General features: G+C 68.6%; 18 protein-coding genes. 13 read left to right on the top strand and 5 right to left on the bottom strand.

The genetic code is table 11. The features are described 5' to 3' along the window. The first annotated feature begins 7 nt into the window (after positions 1 to 7). From B7Z76_RS01115 to B7Z76_RS01070, 10 genes are all read left to right on the top strand, one after another. Positions 8 to 403: a VOC family protein gene (locus B7Z76_RS01115; RefSeq protein ID WP_174502440.1), complete on the top strand. Its 396-nt coding sequence runs from the start codon at positions 8 to 10 to the stop codon at positions 401 to 403. Beyond that, positions 400 to 1,437 carry a tRNA preQ1(34) S-adenosylmethionine ribosyltransferase-isomerase QueA gene (queA, locus tag B7Z76_RS01110; protein WP_291341727.1) on the top strand — a complete coding sequence of 346 codons (1,038 nt, stop codon included), beginning with the start codon at positions 400 to 402 and terminating at the stop codon, positions 1,435 to 1,437. Before B7Z76_RS01115 ends, queA begins: the two co-directional genes overlap by 4 nt. Beyond that, complete coding sequence (tgt, locus tag B7Z76_RS01105; protein WP_291341726.1) at positions 1,434 to 2,564, top strand: tRNA guanosine(34) transglycosylase Tgt; 1,131 nt, start codon at positions 1,434 to 1,436, stop codon at positions 2,562 to 2,564. The genes queA and tgt overlap by 4 nt, the downstream gene beginning before the upstream one ends. After that, positions 2,545 to 3,009: a preQ(1) synthase gene (gene queF / locus B7Z76_RS01100; RefSeq protein ID WP_174502443.1), complete on the top strand. Its 465-nt coding sequence runs from the start codon at positions 2,545 to 2,547 to the stop codon at positions 3,007 to 3,009. The genes tgt and queF overlap by 20 nt, the downstream gene beginning before the upstream one ends. After that, on the top strand, positions 3,002 to 4,063 hold the full coding sequence (gene queG, locus B7Z76_RS01095) for a tRNA epoxyqueuosine(34) reductase QueG (RefSeq protein ID WP_174502444.1): 1,062 nt from the start codon (positions 3,002 to 3,004) through the stop codon (positions 4,061 to 4,063). The genes queF and queG overlap by 8 nt, the downstream gene beginning before the upstream one ends. Before the next feature lie 83 nt (positions 4,064 to 4,146). Further along, positions 4,147 to 4,605 (top strand): large-conductance mechanosensitive channel protein MscL, encoded by a 459-nt coding sequence (mscL, locus tag B7Z76_RS01090; protein WP_174502445.1) that lies wholly within the window; start codon positions 4,147 to 4,149, stop codon positions 4,603 to 4,605. A gap of 262 nt (positions 4,606 to 4,867) precedes the next feature. After that, positions 4,868 to 6,280 carry an MFS transporter gene (locus B7Z76_RS01085; protein WP_174502446.1) on the top strand — a complete coding sequence of 471 codons (1,413 nt, stop codon included), beginning with the start codon at positions 4,868 to 4,870 and terminating at the stop codon, positions 6,278 to 6,280. A 73-nt stretch (positions 6,281 to 6,353) separates the two neighbouring features. Further along, positions 6,354 to 8,042 carry a radical SAM protein gene (locus tag B7Z76_RS01080; protein ID WP_236656213.1) on the top strand — a complete coding sequence of 563 codons (1,689 nt, stop codon included), beginning with the start codon at positions 6,354 to 6,356 and terminating at the stop codon, positions 8,040 to 8,042. A 7-nt stretch (positions 8,043 to 8,049) separates the two neighbouring features. After that, positions 8,050 to 10,167: an FAD-dependent oxidoreductase gene (locus B7Z76_RS01075; protein WP_291341725.1), complete on the top strand. Its 2,118-nt coding sequence runs from the start codon at positions 8,050 to 8,052 to the stop codon at positions 10,165 to 10,167. Beyond that, positions 10,152 to 10,835 carry a glycosyltransferase gene (locus tag B7Z76_RS01070; protein WP_291341724.1) on the top strand — a complete coding sequence of 228 codons (684 nt, stop codon included), beginning with the start codon at positions 10,152 to 10,154 and terminating at the stop codon, positions 10,833 to 10,835. Before B7Z76_RS01075 ends, B7Z76_RS01070 begins: the two co-directional genes overlap by 16 nt. A 15-nt stretch (positions 10,836 to 10,850) precedes the next feature. On the opposite strand, the gene B7Z76_RS01065 is transcribed toward B7Z76_RS01070, so the two are convergent. Together B7Z76_RS01065 and B7Z76_RS01060 are read right to left on the bottom strand one after the other, a co-directional pair. After that, on the bottom strand, positions 10,851 to 11,783 hold the full coding sequence (locus tag B7Z76_RS01065) for a 3-hydroxyacyl-CoA dehydrogenase (RefSeq protein WP_174502450.1): 933 nt from the start codon (positions 11,781 to 11,783) through the stop codon (positions 10,851 to 10,853). A gap of 117 nt (positions 11,784 to 11,900) precedes the next feature. Continuing rightward, positions 11,901 to 12,845, bottom strand: a complete 945-nt coding sequence (locus B7Z76_RS01060; protein WP_174502451.1) for a 3-keto-5-aminohexanoate cleavage protein — start codon at positions 12,843 to 12,845, stop codon at positions 11,901 to 11,903. A gap of 266 nt (positions 12,846 to 13,111) precedes the next feature. On the opposite strand from B7Z76_RS01060, the gene B7Z76_RS01055 reads away from it, so the two are divergent. Genes B7Z76_RS01055 through B7Z76_RS01045 form a run of 3 tightly spaced genes read left to right on the top strand, consistent with a single transcriptional unit; the run spans position 13,112 to position 15,582 of the window. Further along, entirely contained in the window at positions 13,112 to 13,558 is a 447-nt protein-coding gene (locus tag B7Z76_RS01055) for a curli assembly protein CsgF (protein ID WP_291341723.1), read from the top strand. Between the two features lie 11 nt (positions 13,559 to 13,569). Next, positions 13,570 to 14,391 (top strand): CsgG/HfaB family protein, encoded by an 822-nt coding sequence (locus B7Z76_RS01050; RefSeq protein ID WP_291341722.1) that lies wholly within the window; start codon positions 13,570 to 13,572, stop codon positions 14,389 to 14,391. A gap of 45 nt (positions 14,392 to 14,436) precedes the next feature. Then, positions 14,437 to 15,582: a hypothetical protein gene (locus B7Z76_RS01045; RefSeq protein WP_291341721.1), complete on the top strand. Its 1,146-nt coding sequence runs from the start codon at positions 14,437 to 14,439 to the stop codon at positions 15,580 to 15,582. 134 nt (positions 15,583 to 15,716) lie between these two features. On the opposite strand, the gene B7Z76_RS01040 is transcribed toward B7Z76_RS01045, so the two are convergent. The 3 genes from B7Z76_RS01040 to B7Z76_RS01030 all read right to left on the bottom strand — a co-directional run bounded on the left by B7Z76_RS01040 (position 15,717) and on the right by B7Z76_RS01030 (position 20,398). Then, the gene (locus tag B7Z76_RS01040; RefSeq protein ID WP_291341720.1) at positions 15,717 to 18,572 is read right to left on the bottom strand and encodes a bifunctional diguanylate cyclase/phosphodiesterase; all 2,856 of its coding nucleotides are present in this window, start codon (positions 18,570 to 18,572) and stop codon (positions 15,717 to 15,719) included. Continuing rightward, positions 18,569 to 19,588, bottom strand: coding sequence for a GGDEF domain-containing protein (locus B7Z76_RS01035; protein ID WP_255540012.1), 1,020 nt, complete (start codon positions 19,586 to 19,588; stop codon positions 18,569 to 18,571). The genes B7Z76_RS01040 and B7Z76_RS01035 overlap by 4 nt, the downstream gene beginning before the upstream one ends. 87 nt (positions 19,589 to 19,675) lie before the next feature. After that, positions 19,676 to 20,398, bottom strand: coding sequence for a hypothetical protein (locus tag B7Z76_RS01030; RefSeq protein ID WP_291341719.1), 723 nt, complete (start codon positions 20,396 to 20,398; stop codon positions 19,676 to 19,678). Positions 20,399 to 20,413 lie beyond the last annotated feature (15 nt).

The following is a 20,413-nucleotide window of genomic DNA, read 5'->3' as shown; positions in this document are numbered from 1 at the left end:
GCCCGCCATGAAGTTCACCGTCGACCGGATCGACCATGTCGTGCTGACCTGCTCGGATATCGACGCCACCGCCGACTGGTACGAGCGCGTCCTCGGCATGGAGCGCGAGGAATTCGGCGCAGAGCGGCGGATCGCCCTGCGCTTTGGCGCGCAGAAGCTGAACCTGCACCAGGCCGGGCGCGATGTCGGCCCGCAGGCGGCGAAACCCGCCCCCAGCGCGCTCGACATCTGCTTCGTCACCGCCCTCGGCACCGATTTCGTGGTGAACCACCTCAAGGCCCAGAAAGTCGACATCGTCGAGGGTCCGGCGCCGAAAATCGGCGCGCTCGGCGCCATGCGCTCGGTCTACTGCCGCGATCCGGACGGCAACCTGGTCGAGATTTCCAGCTACCTCGAAGAATGAATCTCACCGATTTCGACTATCACCTGCCGCCCGAGTGCATCGCGGCCGAACCGGCGCGACCGCGCCATGCCGCGCGGCTGCTGCATGTCCACGGCGACGGGCTCGATGACCGCACCATCCTCGACCTGCCCGCCCTGCTTGCCCCTGGCGACCTGCTGGTGGCGAACGACACCCGCGTCATCCCCGCCCAGCTCACCGGGCGGCGCGGCGATGCGCGGATCGGCATCACCCTCGACCGCCCGCTGGCCGACGGCGCATGGCGCGTCCTGCTGCGCAACGCCCGCCGCGCCCGCCCTGGCGAGACCATCACGATCGACGGCGCTGACGGCATCACCGCCGAGGTGATCGCCCGCGCGCCCGATGGCTCGGCGACCCTGCGCTTCGACTGCGACGCAGAAACCTTCCGCACCATGCTCGACCGCGCGGCGAGCCTCGCTTTGCCGCCCTACATCCCCCGCCCCACTGGCATCTCCGAGCAGGACCGGCAGGACTACCAGACCATGTTCGCTGCCGAAGAGGGCGCCGTCGCCGCCCCCACCGCCGGGCTGCATTTCACCGAAACCGTCCTCGCCGCCCTCGCCGCGCGCGGCATCGGCCTCGCCACGGTTACGTTGCATGTCGGCGCCGGCACCTTCCTGCCGGTGCGCGAGGACCAGCTCGAGCGCCACAAGCTCCACGCCGAACGCGGCCTGATCGGCCCGGAGGCCGCCGCCCTGGTCAACGCCACCCGCGCACGCGGCGGGCGCATCGTCGCCGTCGGCACCACCAGCCTGCGCGTGCTGGAAACCGCCGCCGCCGATGACGGCACGCTGGCCCCCTGGCACGGCGAGACCGAGCTCTTCATCACCCCCGGTTACCGCTTCAAGCTGGTCGACCGGCTGATGACCAATTTCCACCTGCCGAAATCGACCCTGCTGATGCTGGTCGCCGCCTTCGCCGGGCTGGAGCGCATGCGCGCCGCCTATGCCCACGCCATAGCACGGGGCTACCGGTTCTATTCCTATGGCGATGCCTCGCTGCTGGAGCGCGCATGACCGGCTTCGCCTTCCACAATCTCGGGCAGGACGGCGCCGCCCGCCGCGGCCGCCTGATCACCGCCCACGGCACCGCCGAAACTCCTGCCTTCATGGCGGTCGGCACCGCCGGCACGGTCAAGGCGATGACGGCGGACGCCGTTCGCGCCACCGGCACCGAGATCGTCCTCGGCAACACCTATCACCTGATGCTCCGTCCCGGCGCCGAGCGAGTCCGCGCCCTTGGCGGGCTGCACCGGATGATGGACTGGCCCGGCATCATCCTCACCGATTCCGGCGGCTTCCAGGTCATGTCGCTGGCCAAGCTGCGCAAGATCGACGAGGTCGGCGTCACCTTCCGCTCGCATCTCGACGGCTCGGCCCACCACCTTACCCCCGAATCCTCGACCGCGATCCAGAACGCGCTCGACGCGACCATCACCATGGCCTTCGACGAGTGTACGCCCTTTCCCGCCACGCATGAGGAGGCCGCCGCCTCGATGCGCCTGTCGATGCGCTGGGCCGAACGTTCGCGCGCGGCCTTCGAACCGCGCCCCGGCTATGGCCAGTTCGGCATCGTCCAGGGCAGCGTCTTCGCCGATCTCCGCGCCGAATCCGCCGCCGCCCTCACCGGCCTCGGCTTCGAGGGCTACGCGATCGGCGGCCTCGCGGTTGGCGAGGGCCAGCAGGCGATGTTGGACACGCTGGATGTCACCACCCCCCTGCTGCCCACCGACCGCCCGCGCTACCTGATGGGCGTCGGCACGCCGGACGACCTGCTCGGCAGCATCGCCCGCGGTGTCGACATGTTCGACTGCGTGATGCCCACCCGCGCCGGCCGCACCGGCCGCGCCTTTACCTCGCGCGGCATCCTCAACCTGCGTAATGCCCGTTTCGCCGCGGAAGACCGCCCGCTCGACCCGGCCTGCCACTGCCTCGCCTGCGCGCGCCACAGCCGCGCCTATCTGCACCATCTCTTCCGTTGCGACGAAATGCTCGGCCCGATGCTGCTGACCACCCACAATCTGAGCTATTACCAGACGGTGATGCGCGGCGCGCGCGAGGCGATCGAGGCCGGACGCTTCGCCGCCTACGCCGCCGCCACCCGCGACGCATGGAGCCAGGGCGATGACCGACACACGCTATGACGCGCTGCAACAACTCGGCCGCGAGAGCCGCATGCCGGCTTCGCCCGAGGCCGCCGTGCTCGAACGCGTCGCCGCCCCGTCGCAGGGGAAGAACTACGTGGTGCGCTTCACCTGCCCCGAATTCACCTCGCTCTGCCCGATCACCGGCCAGCCCGATTTCGCCCATATCGTGATCGACTATATCCCCGAAGCGTGGATCGTGGAGAGCAAGTCGCTCAAGCTCTATCTCGGCAGCTTTCGCAATCACGGCGCCTTTCACGAGGCCTGCACGCTGATGATCGCCGAGCGCCTGGTCGACCTGCTCGCCCCGCGCTGGCTGCGCATCGGCGCCTACTGGTATCCGCGTGGCGGCATCCCGATCGACGTGTTCTGGCAGACCGGCGCCCCGCCCGAGGGCGCCTTCCTGCCCGACCAGGGCGTGCCGCCCTATCGCGGCCGTGGCTGAGACGGATCTCCGCACCGCCATCGCCGCACGCGCCGCCGCTCTCGGCTTCGATGCGATCGGCATCGCCCGCGCCCGCCTGCCCGAGAGCGTCCGCGACAATCTCCGCGCCCATCTCGCCGCCGGCCATAACGGCACAATGGGCTGGATGGAAGATCGCGCGACCCAGCGCGGCGACCCGGCGTCACTCTGGCCGGAGGCGGTCAGCGTCATCTCCCTCGGCCTGTCCTATGCGCCTGACGGCGACCCGCTGGCGACACTCTCCCGCCCCGATCGCGGCAACATCTCGGTCTATGCCCGCAACCGCGACTATCACGACATCATCAAGGGCAGGCTGAAGCACCTCGCCCAGTTCATCGCCGCACGCGGCGCGGGGGTGAAGGTGTTTGTCGACACCGCGCCGGTGATGGAAAAGCCGCTCGCCGCCGCCGCCGGGCTTGGCTGGCAGGGCAAGCACACCAACCTCGTCTCCCGCCGCCACGGCTCGTGGCTCCTGCTTGGCGAGATCATGACGACACTCGCCCTCCCCCCCGATCCGCCGCACGCCGACCGCTGCGGCACCTGCACCGCCTGCCAGACCGCCTGCCCGACCGATGCCTTCCCCGCCCCTTACCGGCTCGACGCCAGGCGCTGCATTTCCTACCTCACGATCGAGCACAAGGGCCCGATCCCGGAAGAGTTTCGCGCCGCCATCGGCAACCGCATCTATGGCTGCGACGACTGCCTCGCCGCCTGCCCCTGGAACAAGTTCGCGGCCGCCGGACGTGAGCAGAAACTCGCTGCGCGCGACGATCTCCGCGCGCCCCGCCTCGCCGATCTCGCCGCCCTCGACGATGCTGCTTTCCGCGCCCTCTTCGCCGGCAGCCCGATCAAACGCATCGGCCGCGCCCGCCTCGCCCGCAATGTCGCCATCGCCATCGGCAATGCGGCCGATCCGGCACTTGCCCCCGCCACCGCACGCCTCGCCGCCGATGACGATCCCGTTGTCGCGGAAGCAGGACGCTGGGCGCAACGCCGCCTTGAAATCGGGCTGGCTCCCGCGCGCAAACCCGGCTAGCCTTCATTCATGCGATCGTGACCGGCTAACGGTCATGAAAAGCAACTGGCCGAAAACGGGCAGTTACATAATGGGAGCATTCGATGTCTGACTCTTTCAAGCCAAAACGGCCCGCCTGGGTCGATGAATTCAAGACCTTCCTGATGCGCGGCAATGTGGTCGATCTGGCCGTTGCCGTTGTCGTCGGCGCTGCGTTCTCCAATATCGTCAAGAGTTTCGTTGCCGATATCGTCAATCCGGTCATCGGCCTGCTCACCGGCGGGGTCGATTTCTCCAACCATTTCGTCACGCTGAAAGGCACGGTCGAACCCACCCTCGCCGCGGCAAAGAAGGCCGGCGCGGTCACGCTGAACTACGGCGCCTTCGTTAACACGCTGTTCAACTTCGTGATCATCGGCTTCGCGATCTTCTGGATGGTCCGACTGATCAGCAAGCTGCACAAGGCACCGGAACCAGCCCCGGCAGCACCGCCCGCACCGACACCGACCGAGCAGCTTCTCACCGAAATCCGCGACCTGATGAAAGATCGCAGCGCGAGCTGAGTACGGGCGCGATCCCAGTCGGTTCATCTCGGCAAGCTCGTCGCCACCGACCCGCCGCGGCGCGCCCGGTGGCGGCTTGTCCAGCAACCGTGTGGAAAACGCTCGATCGGGCCCCTGACAATGCGGGGAAAGCGGACCGGGCAAAAAATATCGCATCCGGCGCGTAACCATCCTGAAGCGGGCAACGTAAGGTATAGGCCGGCTGATTGGCCGGACGGCGTCGCGACGCCGGACTGACGCCCCGCACAGGAGAGCCACGCCGATGAGTTCGACCGGACCCAGACAGGAAGCCGCCGAGGATGGCGTCGCGAACCGCCTGCTTGAGACACTCTCGACGGTTCGCTGGAACCGGTTTCACACGGTAGCGGTGCTGCTGTTCGGCCTTGGCTGGGCGCTGGATGCGTTCGAGGTGACGCTGATCGGCAATGTGCTGGGGGCGTTGCGGCAGCATTTCGGGCTCGGCAGCAACGCGATGTCGGTCATTCTCGCGGCGTGGTTCGTGGGGCTGATGATCGGGGCGGCAGGGTTCGGCGCGCTGTCCGACCGGTTCGGCCGGCGGCGTGTGTTTCTGGCCAGCCTCGTTCTGTATGGCGTGGCGACGCTTGCCACCGCCTTCGCACCCAATCTCGCCACCCTGCTGGTGCTGCGGCTGCTTGGCGGGATCGGCGTGGGAGCCGAATACTCGGCGATCAACGCGGCGATCGCCGAGCTGGTGCCAAGCCGCTCGCGCGGGCGGGCGGCGGCGATCGTGCTGAATTTCTGGCCGCTGGGCAGTTTCATCGCCGCCTTGCTGGCCTGGCTGGTGCTGTCGTCCCTGCCGCCGGATCTGGGCTGGCGGGTGGTGTTTGGCCTCGGCGGCGTGGTCGCCCTGTCGGCGGCGTGGTTCCGCCGGCATCTGCCCGAAAGCCCGCGCTGGCTGATCGATGCCAACAGGGCGGAGGATGCGCGCGCCATCGTCGCCGGGATCGAGGCGGGGCTGACGACGCTGCCGCCAGCGTCCGCGGTGCCGGTGGCGCACCGGATCCGCCGCGAGGCGGGGCAGTTCGGGCGGCTCGTGCGGCAATATCCGGGACGCCTCCTGCTCGGCGCCGCGCTCGATTTCGCCGAGGCCGCGGGATATTACGGGCTGTTCGCCTTCCTGCCGATCGTGGTGCTGCCGGCGCTGCATCTGCCGGCGGACCGGCTGCCGCTGTTCTACCTCGCCGGCAGCGTCGGCGCCGCCGTGGGCGGGCTCGCCGCGGCGTCGCTGCTCGACCGGATCGGGCGGAGCTGGACGGTGGGCGGATTCTACCTTGCCACCGCACTCGGCCTCATGCTGTTCGCCCTGGTGACCGGGCTCGGTGCCGGGCCGATCATGCTCGGCTTCGCGCTGGTGAACCTGCTGGCGACGGGAAGCTGGATCGCCGCCTATCCGACCTTCTCGGAACTGTTCCCGACCGCGCTGCGGGCGACGGGGATCGGCGCCTCGGTTGCGGTGGGACGGGTGGGGGCGGCGCTCTCGCCCTTCCTGGTCGGCTATGTCGGCTCGCGCTCGATGCCGGCGGCACTCATCATGCTCGCCGGGTTCTGGGCGCTGGGGGCGGTGGCCATCCTGATCTGGCGGCTGCGCGGGGGGATCGAGGCGCGAGGGCTCGCCCTTGAGCAGCTCAGCGCCGCACCCGCGCGCGGCGTATAGGGCGCGGCCGATGCTTGACATGGCGGGAAGCACGAAGGTGGTTGTGCCAGAGGTTGTAGCAGAGAGCATACCGGTGATCAGGGCGGATGGGCCGGTGCTGGTGTTTGGCGGCTGTTACAGCAACCTGCAGGCGACGCGGGCGCTGCTGGAGGCAGCAAAGGCGCACGAGATTCCGCCGGAGCGGATGATCTGCACCGGTGACGTCGTGGCCTATGGCGCCGATCCGCAAGCCTGCGCCGCGCTGATCCGCGACCATGGGATCGCGACGGTGATGGGCAATTGCGAGGAGCAGCTCGGCGCGGGGGCTGCCGATTGCGGCTGCGGCTTTACCGAGGGCTCGTCCTGCGACCGGCTCGCCGCCGCCTGGTTCGCCTATGCCGATGCGCGGATCGACGACGCGACGCGGCGCTGGATGGCCGCCCTGCCCCGGCGGATCGACCTCATGATCGGCGGGCGGCGTCTGGCGGTGGTGCATGGCGCGCCGAGCCGGATCAACCGCTTCCTCTTCGCCTCCGACCTCGATCCCGTGCTGGAAGGGGAAATCGGCATCACCGGCTGCGACGGGGTGATCGCCGGGCATTGCGGCATCGGCTTCACCCGCCAGATCGGCGATCTGGTCTGGCATAATGCCGGGGCGATCGGCATGCCGGCGAATGACGGCACGCCGCGCTGCTGGTATTCGATCGTCACCCCCGCCGACGCCGGGCTGGAGATCGTGCTGCATCCGCTCGACTACGATCATCGCGCGGCGGCGGCGGCGATGCGCTGTGCCGGGCTGCCGGAGGAGTACGCCAGTACGCTGGAGAGCGGGATCTGGCCCAATCTCGACATCCTGCCGCATGCCGAGCGGGCGGCGACGGCGACGCGGCTGGAATGCGCGCCGGCCGCGGATGCCACGGTCGCGCTGGACGCGCTGGAGACGCTCTGGTTCAACACCGGCACGCTCTGCAACCTCGCCTGCGAGGGTTGCTATATCGAAAGCTCGCCGCGCAACGACCGCCTCGCCTGGCTGCGGCTCGACGGGTTCCGCCGGGTGCTGGACGAGGCGGCAGACCGCCATCCGGAGCTGCGCGAGATCGGCTTGACCGGCGGCGAGCCGTTCATGAACCCGGATATCGAGGCGCTGATCGGCATGGCACTCGACCGGGGCTATCGGGTGCTGGTGCTGACCAACGCGATGACGCCGATGCGCCACCACATGGCGACAATCGCGGGGTGGCGGGGGCGGGATTTGCACATGCGCGTCTCGCTCGACCATCATACCGAGGCCGGCCACGCGGCGCTGCGCGGCGAACGCGCCTGGGGGCCGGCGCTGGAGGGGATCGGCGCGCTGTTCGCGTCCGGCTTCCAGCCCTCGATCGCGGCACGGTTCGACCCGACGGTAGAGGACGAGGCGGCGACGCGGGCGGGGTTCGCCCGGCTGTTTGCGGCGCGCGGCTGGGAGATCGACGCGTTCGACCCCGACCATCTCGTGCTGTTTCCGGAGATGGACGTGCCGGCGGCGGCGGCGGGCGTGAGCGCTTCCGCCTGGGCGGCGCTGCGGCCGCGCGGGGTGGATGCGATGTGCCGCACCTCGCGCATGGTGGTGCAGCGCAAGGGGGCGGAGACGCTCTCCATCGTCGCCTGCACGCTGCTGCCCTATGAGGAACGTTTCGATCTCGGCGCCACGCTGGAGGACGCATCCCGGGCGGTCACGCTCGATCATCCGCATTGCGCGAGGTTCTGCGTGTTCGGCGCATCCTCCTGCATGAGTGCGAGGTAAGACAGACATGAGCACGACGACGATCGGCCGCGCGGGGCGGCGGGGCACTGCGCGGGCGCTCGGCTTCGCGGCACTGGCGCTGGCGCTGGTCGCCCTGGTGGTAGCGTTGCAGCGCCAGGGACTTGGCATCGCGCGGCTGGAGGGCGATCTCGCGGGGCTGCGCGCTTCGGTGGCGGCGCATCCGCTCGCCGGGTTCCTCTCCTATTTCGGACTTTATGTCGCGGCAACTTCGCTCTCGGTGCCGGGGGCGGCGGTGCTGACACTCGGCGCCGGCGCGCTGTTCGGCGTGGTCGAGGGCGCGGTGCTGGTCTCCTTCGCCTCGTCGATCGGCGCGAGCCTCGCCTTTCTCGCCGCCCGCTTCCTGCTGCGGGATTTCGCCCTCGCCCGCTTCCCCGCTCTGTTCGAGCGGATCGAGCGCGGCATCGCCCGCGACGGGACGTTCTATCTCGTCTCGCTCAGGCTGGCGCCGGTGGTGCCGTTCTTCGCGGTCAACCTGCTGGCAGGGCTGACCAGAATGCGGCTGCGCAGCTTCTACCTCGCGAGCCAGATCGGCATGCTGCCGGCGACGCTGATCTATGTGAATGCCGGCGCCTCGCTCGCCACGCTCGGCGGGCATGGCCCGATCCTGACGCCACGCCTTGTCATCGGCCTGCTGCTGCTCGCCGCCCTGCCGCCCGTGGCACCGCGCCTGCGCGACGCGCTCGCCGCCCGCAGGCTCTATGCGCGGTTTTCCCGGCCGAAGCGGTTCGACCGCAACCTCGTCGTCATCGGCGCGGGGGCCGGCGGACTCGTTGCCGCCTATGTCGCCAGCGCGGTGAAGGCGAAGGTAACGCTGGTCGAGGCCGGCGAGATGGGCGGGGACTGCCTCAATTCGGGCTGCGTGCCGTCCAAGGCGTTGCTCCACGCCGCGCGCGAGGGCAAGGATTTTCGCGCCGCCATCGCCGATGTCCGCGCCGCGATCGCGGGGATCGCACCGCATGATTCGGTCGCCCGCTACGAGAGCCTCGGCGTCGAGGTCAGGCGGGGACGGGCGGTGATCGAAACGCCCTGGCGCGTCGCGGTCGACGGAGTGCCGATCACCACGCGGGCCATCGTGATTGCGGCCGGAGCAGAACCCTTCGTGCCGCCCATTCCCGGCCTTGCCGAGGCGCCCTATGCCACCTCGGAAACCCTGTGGGACATCGAGGCCCTGCCGCGGCGGCTCGTCATTCTCGGCGGCGGGCCGATCGGCTGCGAGATGGCGCAGGCCTTTGCCCGCCTCGGCAGCGCGGTGACGCTGGTCGAGATGGCGGACCGGCTGCTGGTGCGCGAGGATGACGAAGTGTCGGCGGCGATGGTGGCGGCGCTGGCGCGCGATGGCGTCGCGATCCGCACCAGCCACAAGGCCGAGGCGGTGACGCGCACGGAGGCGGGCTTCGCGCTCGTCGCGACCAGCGGGGCGCAGACCGCCGAATTGCCGTTCGACCGGTTGCTGGTTGCCATCGGCCGCCGCCCGCGGGTGAGCGGCTACGGGCTGGAGGCGCTCGGCATTCCACTCACCCCGACGAAGACGATCGAGACCGATGACGGGCTGCGCACGCTCTATCCCAACATCTTCGCCTGCGGCGACGTCGCCGGGCCCTACCAGTTCACCCATATGGCCGGGTATCAGGGCGGTTATGCCGCGCTGGGCGCGCTGTTCGCCCCGTTCTGGCGGTTTCGTCCGCGCTACAAGGCGGTACCGGCGGTGACCTATACCAGCCCGGAGATCGCCCGCGTCGGGCTGAACGCGCGCGAGGCGGCGGCGCGCGGCATCGAAGCCGAGATCACCCGCTACGATTTCGCCGAGCTCGACCGCGCCATCGCCGAGGGCGATACCGAAGGCTTCGTCACCGTGCTGACAAGGAAAGGCAGCGACCGCATCCTCGGCGCCACCATCGTCGGCACCCAGGCCGGCGAACTGCTGACGAGCTTCACCCTCGCGATGCAGCACGGGCTCGGGCTGAAGCAACTGATGGGCACGATCTTCCCCTATCCGACCCGCTCGGAGGCGGTCCGCGCCGTCGCCGGGCAGTGGCGGCAGGCACATGCCTCGGCGCGCGGGCTTGCGATACTCGAGCGGTTCCACCAATGGCGGCGCGGCTGACCGTCGTCATCCCGGCGCTCGACGAGGCGGACAATCTTGCCCGCCTGCTGCCGCAACTGCTGGGCGCACCGCGCCTCGTGGAGCAGGTGATCGTCAGCGACGGGGGCAGTCGCGACGGCTCGGCGGCGCTGGCGCGACGGCTCGGCGCGCTTGTGATCGAGGGGGCGGCGGGGCGCGGGGCGCAGCTTGGCCGTGGTGTGGCCGCCGCCGGGCCGGGCTGGCTCTGGCTGCTCCACGCCGACACCGCGCTGCAACCTGACTGGGCGGCGGCGCTGTCCTCATGCCTTGCCACCGCCGATCCGGCGAAGGCCCATTATGGCAGGCTGCGCTTCGCTTCGCCGCGGTGGCAGGCGCGGTGCGCCGAGGCGTTGGTCCGCCTCCGCTGCGCGCTGTTCGCCCTGCCCTATGGCGACCAGTCGCTGCTGGTGCTGGGCGCGTTGCTGGCGGCGGCGGGCGGTGTGCCGGAGCTGCGGCTGATGGAGGATGTCGCACTCGCGCGGCGGCTGGGCCGGCGGCGGCTCGCGGCGATGAAACTCGTCGTCATCACCGATGCCGCCGCCTATGAGCGTGATGGCTGGTTGCGGCGCAGCGCGGGCAATCTCTGGCGCCTCGCCCGCTTCCTCGCCGGCGGCGATGCCGGACGACTGGCGGGGGGCTACCAGCGGTAGGGCGCGCGGGGCGGATCAGTCCTTGCCGGATTCGTCCTTCTTGTGGGCCATCAGCGCCATCAGCCTGCGGTCGCGCCAGGCCGAGCGCGCGCCGAGTTCGGACTCCGGCAGGATAGCGCGGCGCTGGCGCTCGACCTCGCTAATCAGCCCGTCGGTCCAGCCCAGCGTCACACCGCGGGCGCTGGCGATGGTGTCGTACATGCCGCGGAAGCGGCGGGCGTAATCGGCCACGCCGCCGGGGGCGTTGAGGTCGATCGTCTCGAACGGGCCCATGAAGCTCCAGCGCAGGCCGAGGCCGGCGGAGACCGTACGGTCGAGATCGGCGACGGAAATGATGCCCTCGTCCACCAGGCGGAAGGCCTCGGCGAGCAGCAGGCCCTGCAGGCGGTTGAGGGCGAAGCCCTCGATCTCGCGGGTCAGCTCCACCGGCTCCTGGCCGACCTGTTCCATCAGCGCGCGAACCCGCTTCACGACATCCGGCCCGGTCCAGGGCGCCGGCACCAGCTCGACCACGGGGATGAGATAAGGCGGGTTGACCGGATGGGCGATCAGGCAGCGCGCGCGGCAGGCGACATGATCGGTGAAGGCGGAGGCGGGAATGCCGGAGGAGGAGCTGCCGACCAGCGTATCCGGGCCCAGCACCGCATCGAGCGCCGAGAAGATCAGCCGCTTCTGCTCGACCGTCTCGAACACGCTTTCCTGCACATAGACGGCGCCGGCAACCGCCTCCTCCAGCGTGGCGGCGAGGCTGACGCGGGGGAGGATGGCGGCGGCACTCTCGACCAGGCCTGCTTCCTCGAGATCGCGCAGGCGCGCCTCGATCAGGCTGGCGGCGCGGGCGGTGCCGCCCTCCGCCGCATCGAATACCGCGACATCGTGCCCGGCGCGGGCGAACACGATGGCCCAGGCCGAGCCGACAAGCCCGGCGCCGACGACAGCAATCTTCATGCAACTCTCCATCATGCCTTAGAGCGTCATCCGATCGGATGGAGTCATCTGATCGGCTAAAGATGCTCGGTTTATCAATATGCTAGGGTTTGTACCGGGAATGGCGGGCGGCGCGGCTCAGAAGCCGACGCGGTCCGCCCCCTTGAGCGACAGGATCTCCCGCGCCTCATCCGGTGTGGCGATGCCAAGGCCGAGGCCCTCGATGATCTGGCGGACCTTGCGGACCTGCTGGGCGTTGGACTCGGCAAGGCGGCCAGCGCCGATCCAGAGCGAATCCTCAAGCCCGACGCGGACATTGCCCCCCATCGCCGCGGCCTGGGCGGCGATCGGCAGTTGGTTGCGGCCGGCGCCGAGGACGGACCAGCGATACTGGTCGCCGAACAGCCGGTCGGCGGTGCGCTTCATGTGCATCACGTCTTCCGGATGCGGGCCGATGCCGCCGAGAATGCCGAAGACGGTCTGGATGAAGAGCGGCGGCTTCACCAGGCCGCGGCCGAGGAAATGGGCGAGATTGTAGAGATGGCTGGTGTCGTAGCACTCGAACTCGAAGCGTGTGCCGGACTCGCCCAGCGTGCGCAGGACGTATTCAATGTCGCGGAAGGTGTTGCGAAAAACGAGGTCACGCGAGTTTTCCAGCATCTCGGCTTCCCACGGATGGCGGAACTCCTTGAAGCGGTCGAGCATCGGGAACAGGCCGAAATTCATCGAGCCCATGTTCAGCGAGGCGACCTCGGGGCGGAAGCTGGCTGCGGGGCGAACCCGTTCCTCGACCGTCATGTAGGGCGCGCCGCCGGTGGTCAGGTTGATGACGGCGCCGGTGCGCTGCTTCACCCGCGGCAGGAAGCGGGCGAAAGCCTCGGGCGACTGGTCCGGCCTTCCATCCTGCGGATCGCGGGCGTGGAGGTGGAGGATGGCGGCACCAGCCTCGGCGGCGGCGACGGCGGAATCGGCGATCTCCTCCGGGGTGACCGGCAGATGCGGCGACATGCTCGGCGTGTGGATCGCGCCGGTAACGGCACAGGTGATGATGACCTTGCGTGGTGATCCGCGCGACTCGCTCATGATGTTTCCCCCGGTTTCGGCGCCCCCCGTTCCGGGGCCGTTTCATGGCGGCAAACAGGACATGTGCGCGGCTTTTTGGCAAGCGCGGCGGCGGCAGGGCTGCCACGGCGAGGCCGAAGCAGAGACCTCGGACATAATATCAATATTTTGTTAATTTATAATCATCAATCGATACAAGAACTTGCTTCAGCATTCAATTGAAATGGGCTAGTTATATTTCGTTGATCGGACGTTCGTATTGACGTTTCGGCAAGGAAGAGACGGCTATGAAATTAAAGACTACGGTTTTGACTTCCGCTTTATTGATATCGATCTGTTCTCCCGCGGCGCAAGCGACGCTCGAGACCTATAACCTGCAATCTCCCGCGTTCGGCGGCACCAATGCCTATTCTGCCGGGCTGGCGCAGCAGACCTATTCGAGCAAGGAATCCAAGATCCAGGCGCAGATCTCGGCGTTGAAGGCGGCACAATCGGCGGCGGCGCAGGCAGCCGCCAGCAGCCCCTCCGCCCAATTCACCAACTCCATCCTGTCGCAGTTGAACGGGCTGGTGGCCTACAACATCGCCTCGAAGATCGCGAACGCCACGCCCGGCAGCACCGGAGCGTTCCAGTCGGGCAACAATACAGTGTCGTATGTGAATTCGGGCGGGGTGACGACAGTCACGATCACCTCGCCGAATGGCACGACCACCCTCGCACTTCCCTCGAATTGAAAGTTTCCGCCATGCCGGGACCTGCCATCCGTAAGGCGGCCGTTGCCGCGGCCTCGCTGGTGTTTCTCGCGGGATGCGCGGTGCCGCCGCCGCCCTCGGCCAAGGTCAATCTGAACCTCACCCGCCCGATCGCGATCGCGTCCGGCAAGGCGCCCGCCGCACCGGTCTATGTCGGCGTGTATAGTTGCACTGACACGACCGGACAGCACGCGCCGACCGGGGCGATCGAGGAACTCAGCACCGCGGTGCCGCAGGATTGCACGCCCTATCTGATCAGCGCGCTGGAGGCGATGCCGCACGGTTATTACGACGTGCTGGAACGCGAGCATCTGAGCAACCTGCTGACGGAGCGTCAGCTTGCGGGGCTGATGCTGACCGACCGTGCGGCGCAGCTCAAGGCGGCACACAAGAAGGCGGCGCTGCCGCAGGTGCCGCCGCTCTCGATCGCCGAGATCGAGATGGTTGGTCAGGTCGTCGCGTATGACCGGCAGGTGACGCAGGCCTCGGTGGGGCTCGCCATTGGCGGGATCGGCGGGCAGGCGAAATATGTGACCGACCTGATTACTTTCAGCCTGCGCGCCGTCTCGGTCACGACCGGGCGTGTGCTCAAGCAGGTGACTGTTACCAAATCTGTGACATCGCTGGAGGCCGACGGAACGTTGGACGCGGCCTACTCGACCACTCTTCTGAACGCCGAAGCCGGCGGCTCGACCAACGAGCCGGTGGGACTGGCGCTTGCACTGGCGGCCCGCAAGGCCGTGGCGGTGCTGAGCCGGGACGGCGTTCAGCAGGGCTGGTGGCACTTCAAGGGAAAGCCGAAACCGGTTTCCTGACGCGCCCCCAGTATTTTTAATGACTAACGAACTCCGGAGCAAAAAATGTCTCGCATGAAACTCTCGCTGATGGCCGGCGTGGCGATGCTGATCGCCGCCCCCGCCGCGTTCGCTACATCGCCGAACATCCTGAACCTGAACTCGGCCACCGGCAGCGTGGGCGGCACCGTAACGGCGGGCACGATCGCCAGCCTGACGACGACGCAGGATGCAACGGCCGGCGGCAACCAGATCGGCTCCACAAACACGCCGTTCTATGTCGAGGGCGCGTGGAACACGCTCAACATTTCGCAGAGCGGCGCTGGCAACACGCTGAACGGCGCTATCAACACCAACACCGCCACTGGCTCGACCGCGAGCGTTACCGCCACCTATTCGGGCGGTAGCAACGTGCAGACCCTGAATATCGGCCAGAACTCGGCGCCGAACTCGGTTGCCTCGACCATCAGCGTCACCAATAACGGCGCCGGCACCAACACGCTGACCAGCAACCTCGACACCACGGGCGCGCTGACCTTCAACCCGACCGTCACCGGCACCTCGAACACCCTCACCGACACGGTGGCGGGCGGCACGGCCGCGGCGAGCCTGACGAGCAACGTGACCGGCGACAGCAACAACCTCACCAACAAGGTTGGCACCGTTGCCGGCTTCACTGGGAGCAATACGCTGGCGACCACCGTTTATGGCGGGTCGAACACGATCTCCAACACGATCGACGGCAACACCTCGGCGTCGACCTACACGACCAATGTCGGAACCGCGGCGACGGCAGCCTCCGGTAACACCCTGACCCTCGCCTCGACCACGCCGGGTGCTGCCACCTACAACATGACGGTCGACACCACGGGCAACACTGTGGGCACGACGATGAACCCGGCTTCGGGCAACTCGTCCGTGACCGCGACCGTTGGCACCGGCAGCCTGGTGAATGCGACCATCGCGACCGCGGCGCCGGGTGGCTCGATCAACATGTCTCTGACTAATGTGACAGGTGCAACGGCCACTCCGGTTAATGTGACACAGACCTCCGCGGCCACGGGTGCAACCCTGAACCTGACGGTTAACGCCGTTGCCGGGACCACAACCGGCACGGCTGGCATCAGCGTCACACAGGCGCAGGCCGGTTCGAGCGTGAACATTAACTCCGCCCCGTCCACCAACGGCTACACGATCAGCGTCAGCCAGTAATCCGGCGGGGCTAGTTTCCCCGGGTCCGTCAGCGCGCCGGCAGAACTCGGTGTGGCGCTGGCGGGCTGGTCATGCAGGTGGCGCAGCCGCGCCACCTGTTTTTTTATGCGTGGGCAGAGCGGGTGTGCGGCGCGTCAGCCGGTTCGGGCGATGGCGGGACCGCGGAGCTGGCGCAACAACTCGGCCTCCGGCACCGGGCGGGAGAAGAAATAGCCCTGCGCCCAGTCACACCCGAGGCTCGTCACGTAATCGAGCTGGACGGCGGTTTCGACACCCTCGGCGGTGACCGGCAGGTTGAGCGCCGCGGTCATGCCCATGATTGCCTCGAATATGGGTTGGCGGTCGCCCGGGGCGCGGATGCGGGAGAGGAAGGATTTATCGATCTTGACGACGTCGACCTTGAACGTGTCGAGATAGGACAGCGAGGAATAGCCGGTGCCGAAATCGTCGAGCACCAGCATCACGCCGCGTTCGCGCAGATTTTGCAGCAGGCGGGCGCTGGCGGCGTTCTGCGAGAGCAGCACCGATTCGGTAATTTCGAGCTTGAGACGGTTGGCGGGCAAGCCGGTCGCTTCAAGGGCCTCGGTGACGGTGGTGCGGATGTCGCCGATCTCGAACTGGCGGGGCGAGACATTGACGGAGATCTTGACGTCGCCCGGCCAGGCGCTGGCGGCGGCGCAGGCGCGGTGCAGCACCCAGGCGCCGAGGGCTGCGATCTGTCCGCTTTCCTCGGCAAGCGGGATGAATTCGGCGGGCTGGATGAGGCCGCGGACCGGATGGTGCCAGCGGACCAGCGCCTCGACGCCGACGATGCGGCGGGTCGCGAGATGGACGATGGGCTGGAAATCGAGCCTGAACTCGCCGCGGCCGAGCGCGCCGGCCAGCTCGGCGCGCAGGCGGCGGCTGGCCTCGTCGGCCTGCAGCATGTCGGGGTGGAAGAGGCGGTAGGTGCCGCGGGCGCGGGACTTGGCGACATAGAGCGCACGATCGGCCTGACGGTAGAGGGCATCGGCGTCGGTCTGCCCGGGAAGAGCGACGGCGACGCCGATCGAGGCGCCGGCGGGCAGGGAGATGCCATCGACCTCGAAAGGCTGGCGAAGCGCAGCGAGAATACGGTCGGCCAGCGCCAGCGCGTCGGGCGGTGCGGATACGCCGGTCTGCATGATGACGAATTCATCGCCGCCGCAGCGGGCCAGCAGATCGTGCGAGCGCAGGCAGAGGCGCAGCCGGGTAACAAGCTGGCGCAGCACGGCATCGCCGGTCGGATGGCCGTGCTGGTCGTTGATTTCCTTGAAATAGTCGAGATCGAGGCAGAGCAGTGCGGTGAGGTTGCCGGGCGCCTGGTGCTGGAGCTGATCGGCAAGGCGCGCGAACAGGGTGGCACGGTTGGCGGCACCGGTCATGTAGTCGAAACTGGCGGCGTAGCGGAGTTGCTGCTGGACGAGGCGCTTTTCCGAGACGTCGCGCAGGAAGAGCGAGATGTCGCTGCCCTCGGCGGCAATGGTGGCTTCCAACCACCGGTCGGTCGGCGGCCAGAACAGCTCGAAATGAGCGCCTGCGCCGGTTTCCATCGCCCGATTCAGCGCGGCGCAAAGCTCGCGGCAATGGGCGGCGGCGAAGAGACCATCGGTGGCGATGCCCTTCGGCGGCGCATCGAGCCCGAGCAGGGGGGCAAGCCGCGCATTGGAGAAGGTGACGGCGCCTGCGGCATCGAAGACGATCACGGCATCGCCGCTGGCTTCCAGCACCCGCAGGGCCAGCGCCTCTGAGGCGTTGCGCGCGGCCTCCGCGGCCCGCCGGTCGGTAATGTCCTCGAGTGTACCATACCAGCGCAGGATCTGCCCGGCCTCGTCGCGGCGGGCGGCGGCGCGGGCGCGCACCCAGGCATAGGCGCCACCAGCGGCACGGATGCGGAACTCGACATCGACCGGATCGCCGCTGGCGAGGCTGTCCCCCCAGGCGGCAAGGGTCGGCGCGAGATCGTCCGGGTGAACGGCGGAGGTCCAGCCGAAGGGCATGGTCTCCTGGCGGGTCATGCCGGTGATGGCGAGCCATTGCGGGCCGACTTCGAGAATCCCGCCATCCGGACCAGCGGTCCAGGGGATTTGCGGGTGCAGCTCAACCATATGGCGGTAATGGTCCTCGCTTTCGCGCAGCGCCGCCTCGACCCGGCGGAAGGGGGTGACGTCCTGCGTGGTGCCGCGCAGCTGCGCGATTCGGCCATCCGCCCCGATCACCGGCTCGGCGTGGGTGAGGACGGCGTGAACGGCGCCATCGGGCAGGATTGTCCGGTATTCAAGGGTAACCGGCGTTGCAGTGTCGACCGCCTCGCGGAAGCAGGCCATCGCGTACTGGTAGTCATCGGGATGGATCATGCGGCGGAGCTGGTCGTAATCCATCTCGGCGGCTGCACCCTCGATGCCGAGCAGCCACATGGTTTCGGCCGACAGCCAGACGATGTGGCGGGTGAGATCCCACCGCCAGGCGCCGACGCGGGCGAGGCGGTGGGCGCTGACAAGTTCCTCGGTGCGGCGGGCGAGCTCGGCGGCGAGGGTCGCGAGACGGTCGGTCTCGGCGCTGCCGGCGGCACCGGCGGCAAGACCGGGCAGCGCGCCAAGATCGACGGTGATGCCGGCGAGGCGGAGCGCGCGGCCGGCCTCGTCGCGCCCGACGGGATGGAAGCGGGCGAGGCACCACCCCTTGCCCGGCTTGGCCCCGGCGCGGCGGAAGATGAGATCGAGGCCAGGACTGCCGGGGGCTGTGGCGGCGGCAAGGGCGGCGTCGGCCCGGGCGCGGTCGTCCGCATCGATCAGGGCGAGAAAATCCGCGACCGGCGCGGCCGGGGGCGGCGGCTTCGCCGGGCCGGCGCCACTGCCGGGCAGCTGGCGGATGAGCCCGGCGAGCGGATCAATCTCCCAGGCGGCGACGCCGCGCACGCCGGCGAGACCCTGGCCGGTTACCGTCGGCGGCCCGGTATGCCGGCCGCTCATGAGATCTCTCCAGCCGCGAGAGGCGGCGGTTCGGCCGGCAGATCGCGTAACAGAACCGGCATGTCGGGCGGCGCCAACGGCCGATGCAGGCCGGCATGGTAGCGGCTGAAGCCACCCCGCCCGGCATGCTTGACCGCGTAAAGCGCCCGGTCGGCGCGTTCGAGGAGAATGTCGGGATCATCGCCGTCGAACGGGCAGAGCGCGAGGCCGACAGAAGCGGTGACAGCGAGCGGTTCGGGCTGGGCGGCAAGCGGCTGGCCGATCGCAGCGACGATGCGCCCGGCAAGGTTGAGGGCGTGATCCTCCTGCGAGATGCCGCGCTGGATGACGCAGAACTCATCGCCGCCGAGGCGGGCGACGGTATCGCCGGCGCGGATCACCCCGCCGAGCCGGCGCCCGATGATGCGCAACACGCTATCGCCAACGATGTGGCCGAACCGGTCGTTGATCGGCTTGAACCCGTCGAGATCGACGAGCAGGACGGCGACAAGTTCGCCGCTGCGCTGGGCGGCGGCGAGCGCTTCGGCGAGGCGCTGGGTGAACTGGCCGCGATTGGGCAGCCCGGTCAGGCCGTCATGCGCGGCGAGGTGGCGGGCGCGGGCCTCGGCCTCGCGGAAGCGCGTCACGTCCGACAGGACGGCGATGATGAATTTGGTGGGGCCGGCTACAGTGTCGAGCTGGATCAGGCGCTTGCGGGTGATGACGATGCGCCGCTGGCCACCGGCACCAGTGACGATTTCCTCGGTCTCGTCGCTCTCGCCGGTGGCGAAGACCCGGTCGTCGATCCGCCAGTAACCCTCGAGCAGCGCAGGCGGCACCCTTCCCTCGCTACTGCGGCCGAGGATTGCTTCCCGCTCATAGCCAACGAAATCGGCCATCGCCTGGTTGATCAGCACGAGCCGGTGATCGCGGTCGATCAGGAAGACCGGATTCGGTAGCGAGTCCAACAGGGTTTGCAGGACCTCTACAGTAAGGATGATCGACGACGGATCGAACAAGGACAATCTCTGGGGCACAATTTCAGGTGGATCACGCGACTCACCATCGCGTGATATAATGAACTTTTAGTTAACTTCATATATGCGACGGCACAAACCGGACACTCAAACCTGCTTGCCGCGGGCGGCGCGCAGCAGGTTCCGGTAGGTACCGTCGAAAATCGTGCCGGTGGCGGAGGTCCAGCGCGAGGACTGGCCAAGCGTGTCGCGGCTGGCATGGATGCGGCGGGAGCGCAGCTCGCGCGCCGCGGCTTCCTCGGGCGGCATCGACGCCAGCTCGAGCGCGGGGTCTGCTGGCACCACGGTAAGCTGGACGATGGGCTCGCCCTGGCGGAATACATGGGTGGCGCCCGCTTGCGGCGCCTTGAAGACAACAAACGAGATCATCGGCCACCAGGCGGTTCGCAGCAATGCCGGAACGGCGAGTGGCACGTCGCCGGTCTCGTCGGTGAAATAGCGAGGGTGGGGCTCGACTCGGACGGCCATGTCCTCGTCCACAGCGATGTCGAGCAGAAGCTGGCAGGTGTAGTAGCCGGGGCCGAAGGGGCGGAAGGGCGGCCAGTTGACGCCGGTGCCCGGATCGGGGCCCCAGTCGCTCTCCAGCGTCACGTGCCCGTCAGTCCGGGTGACGCGCAGCTCATTGCGGTAGGGGTAGAAGACCTCGATCCCGTATTGCGCGCCCTCGACGAAGGGTGCGCAATGCCAGGGCTGCTCGTGCGCGCCGTCGCCCCGCTTCTCGGGCGAGCCGCCCCAGCCCGGCACGTCGAGCCGGGTGCGCCGTGGTGCGAGCCCCGGCTCGAAATAGCGCAGCCTTACCTTCGTCGTCATCGCCCTCCCCTCTCC

Origin of the sequence: Acidiphilium sp. 20-67-58 (assembly GCF_002255515.1) — a bacterium.
Lineage (GTDB): Bacteria > Pseudomonadota > Alphaproteobacteria > Acetobacterales > Acetobacteraceae > Acidiphilium.
Note: the sequence above shows the minus strand (reverse complement) of the source record. Positions and strands in the feature narration are given on the sequence as shown.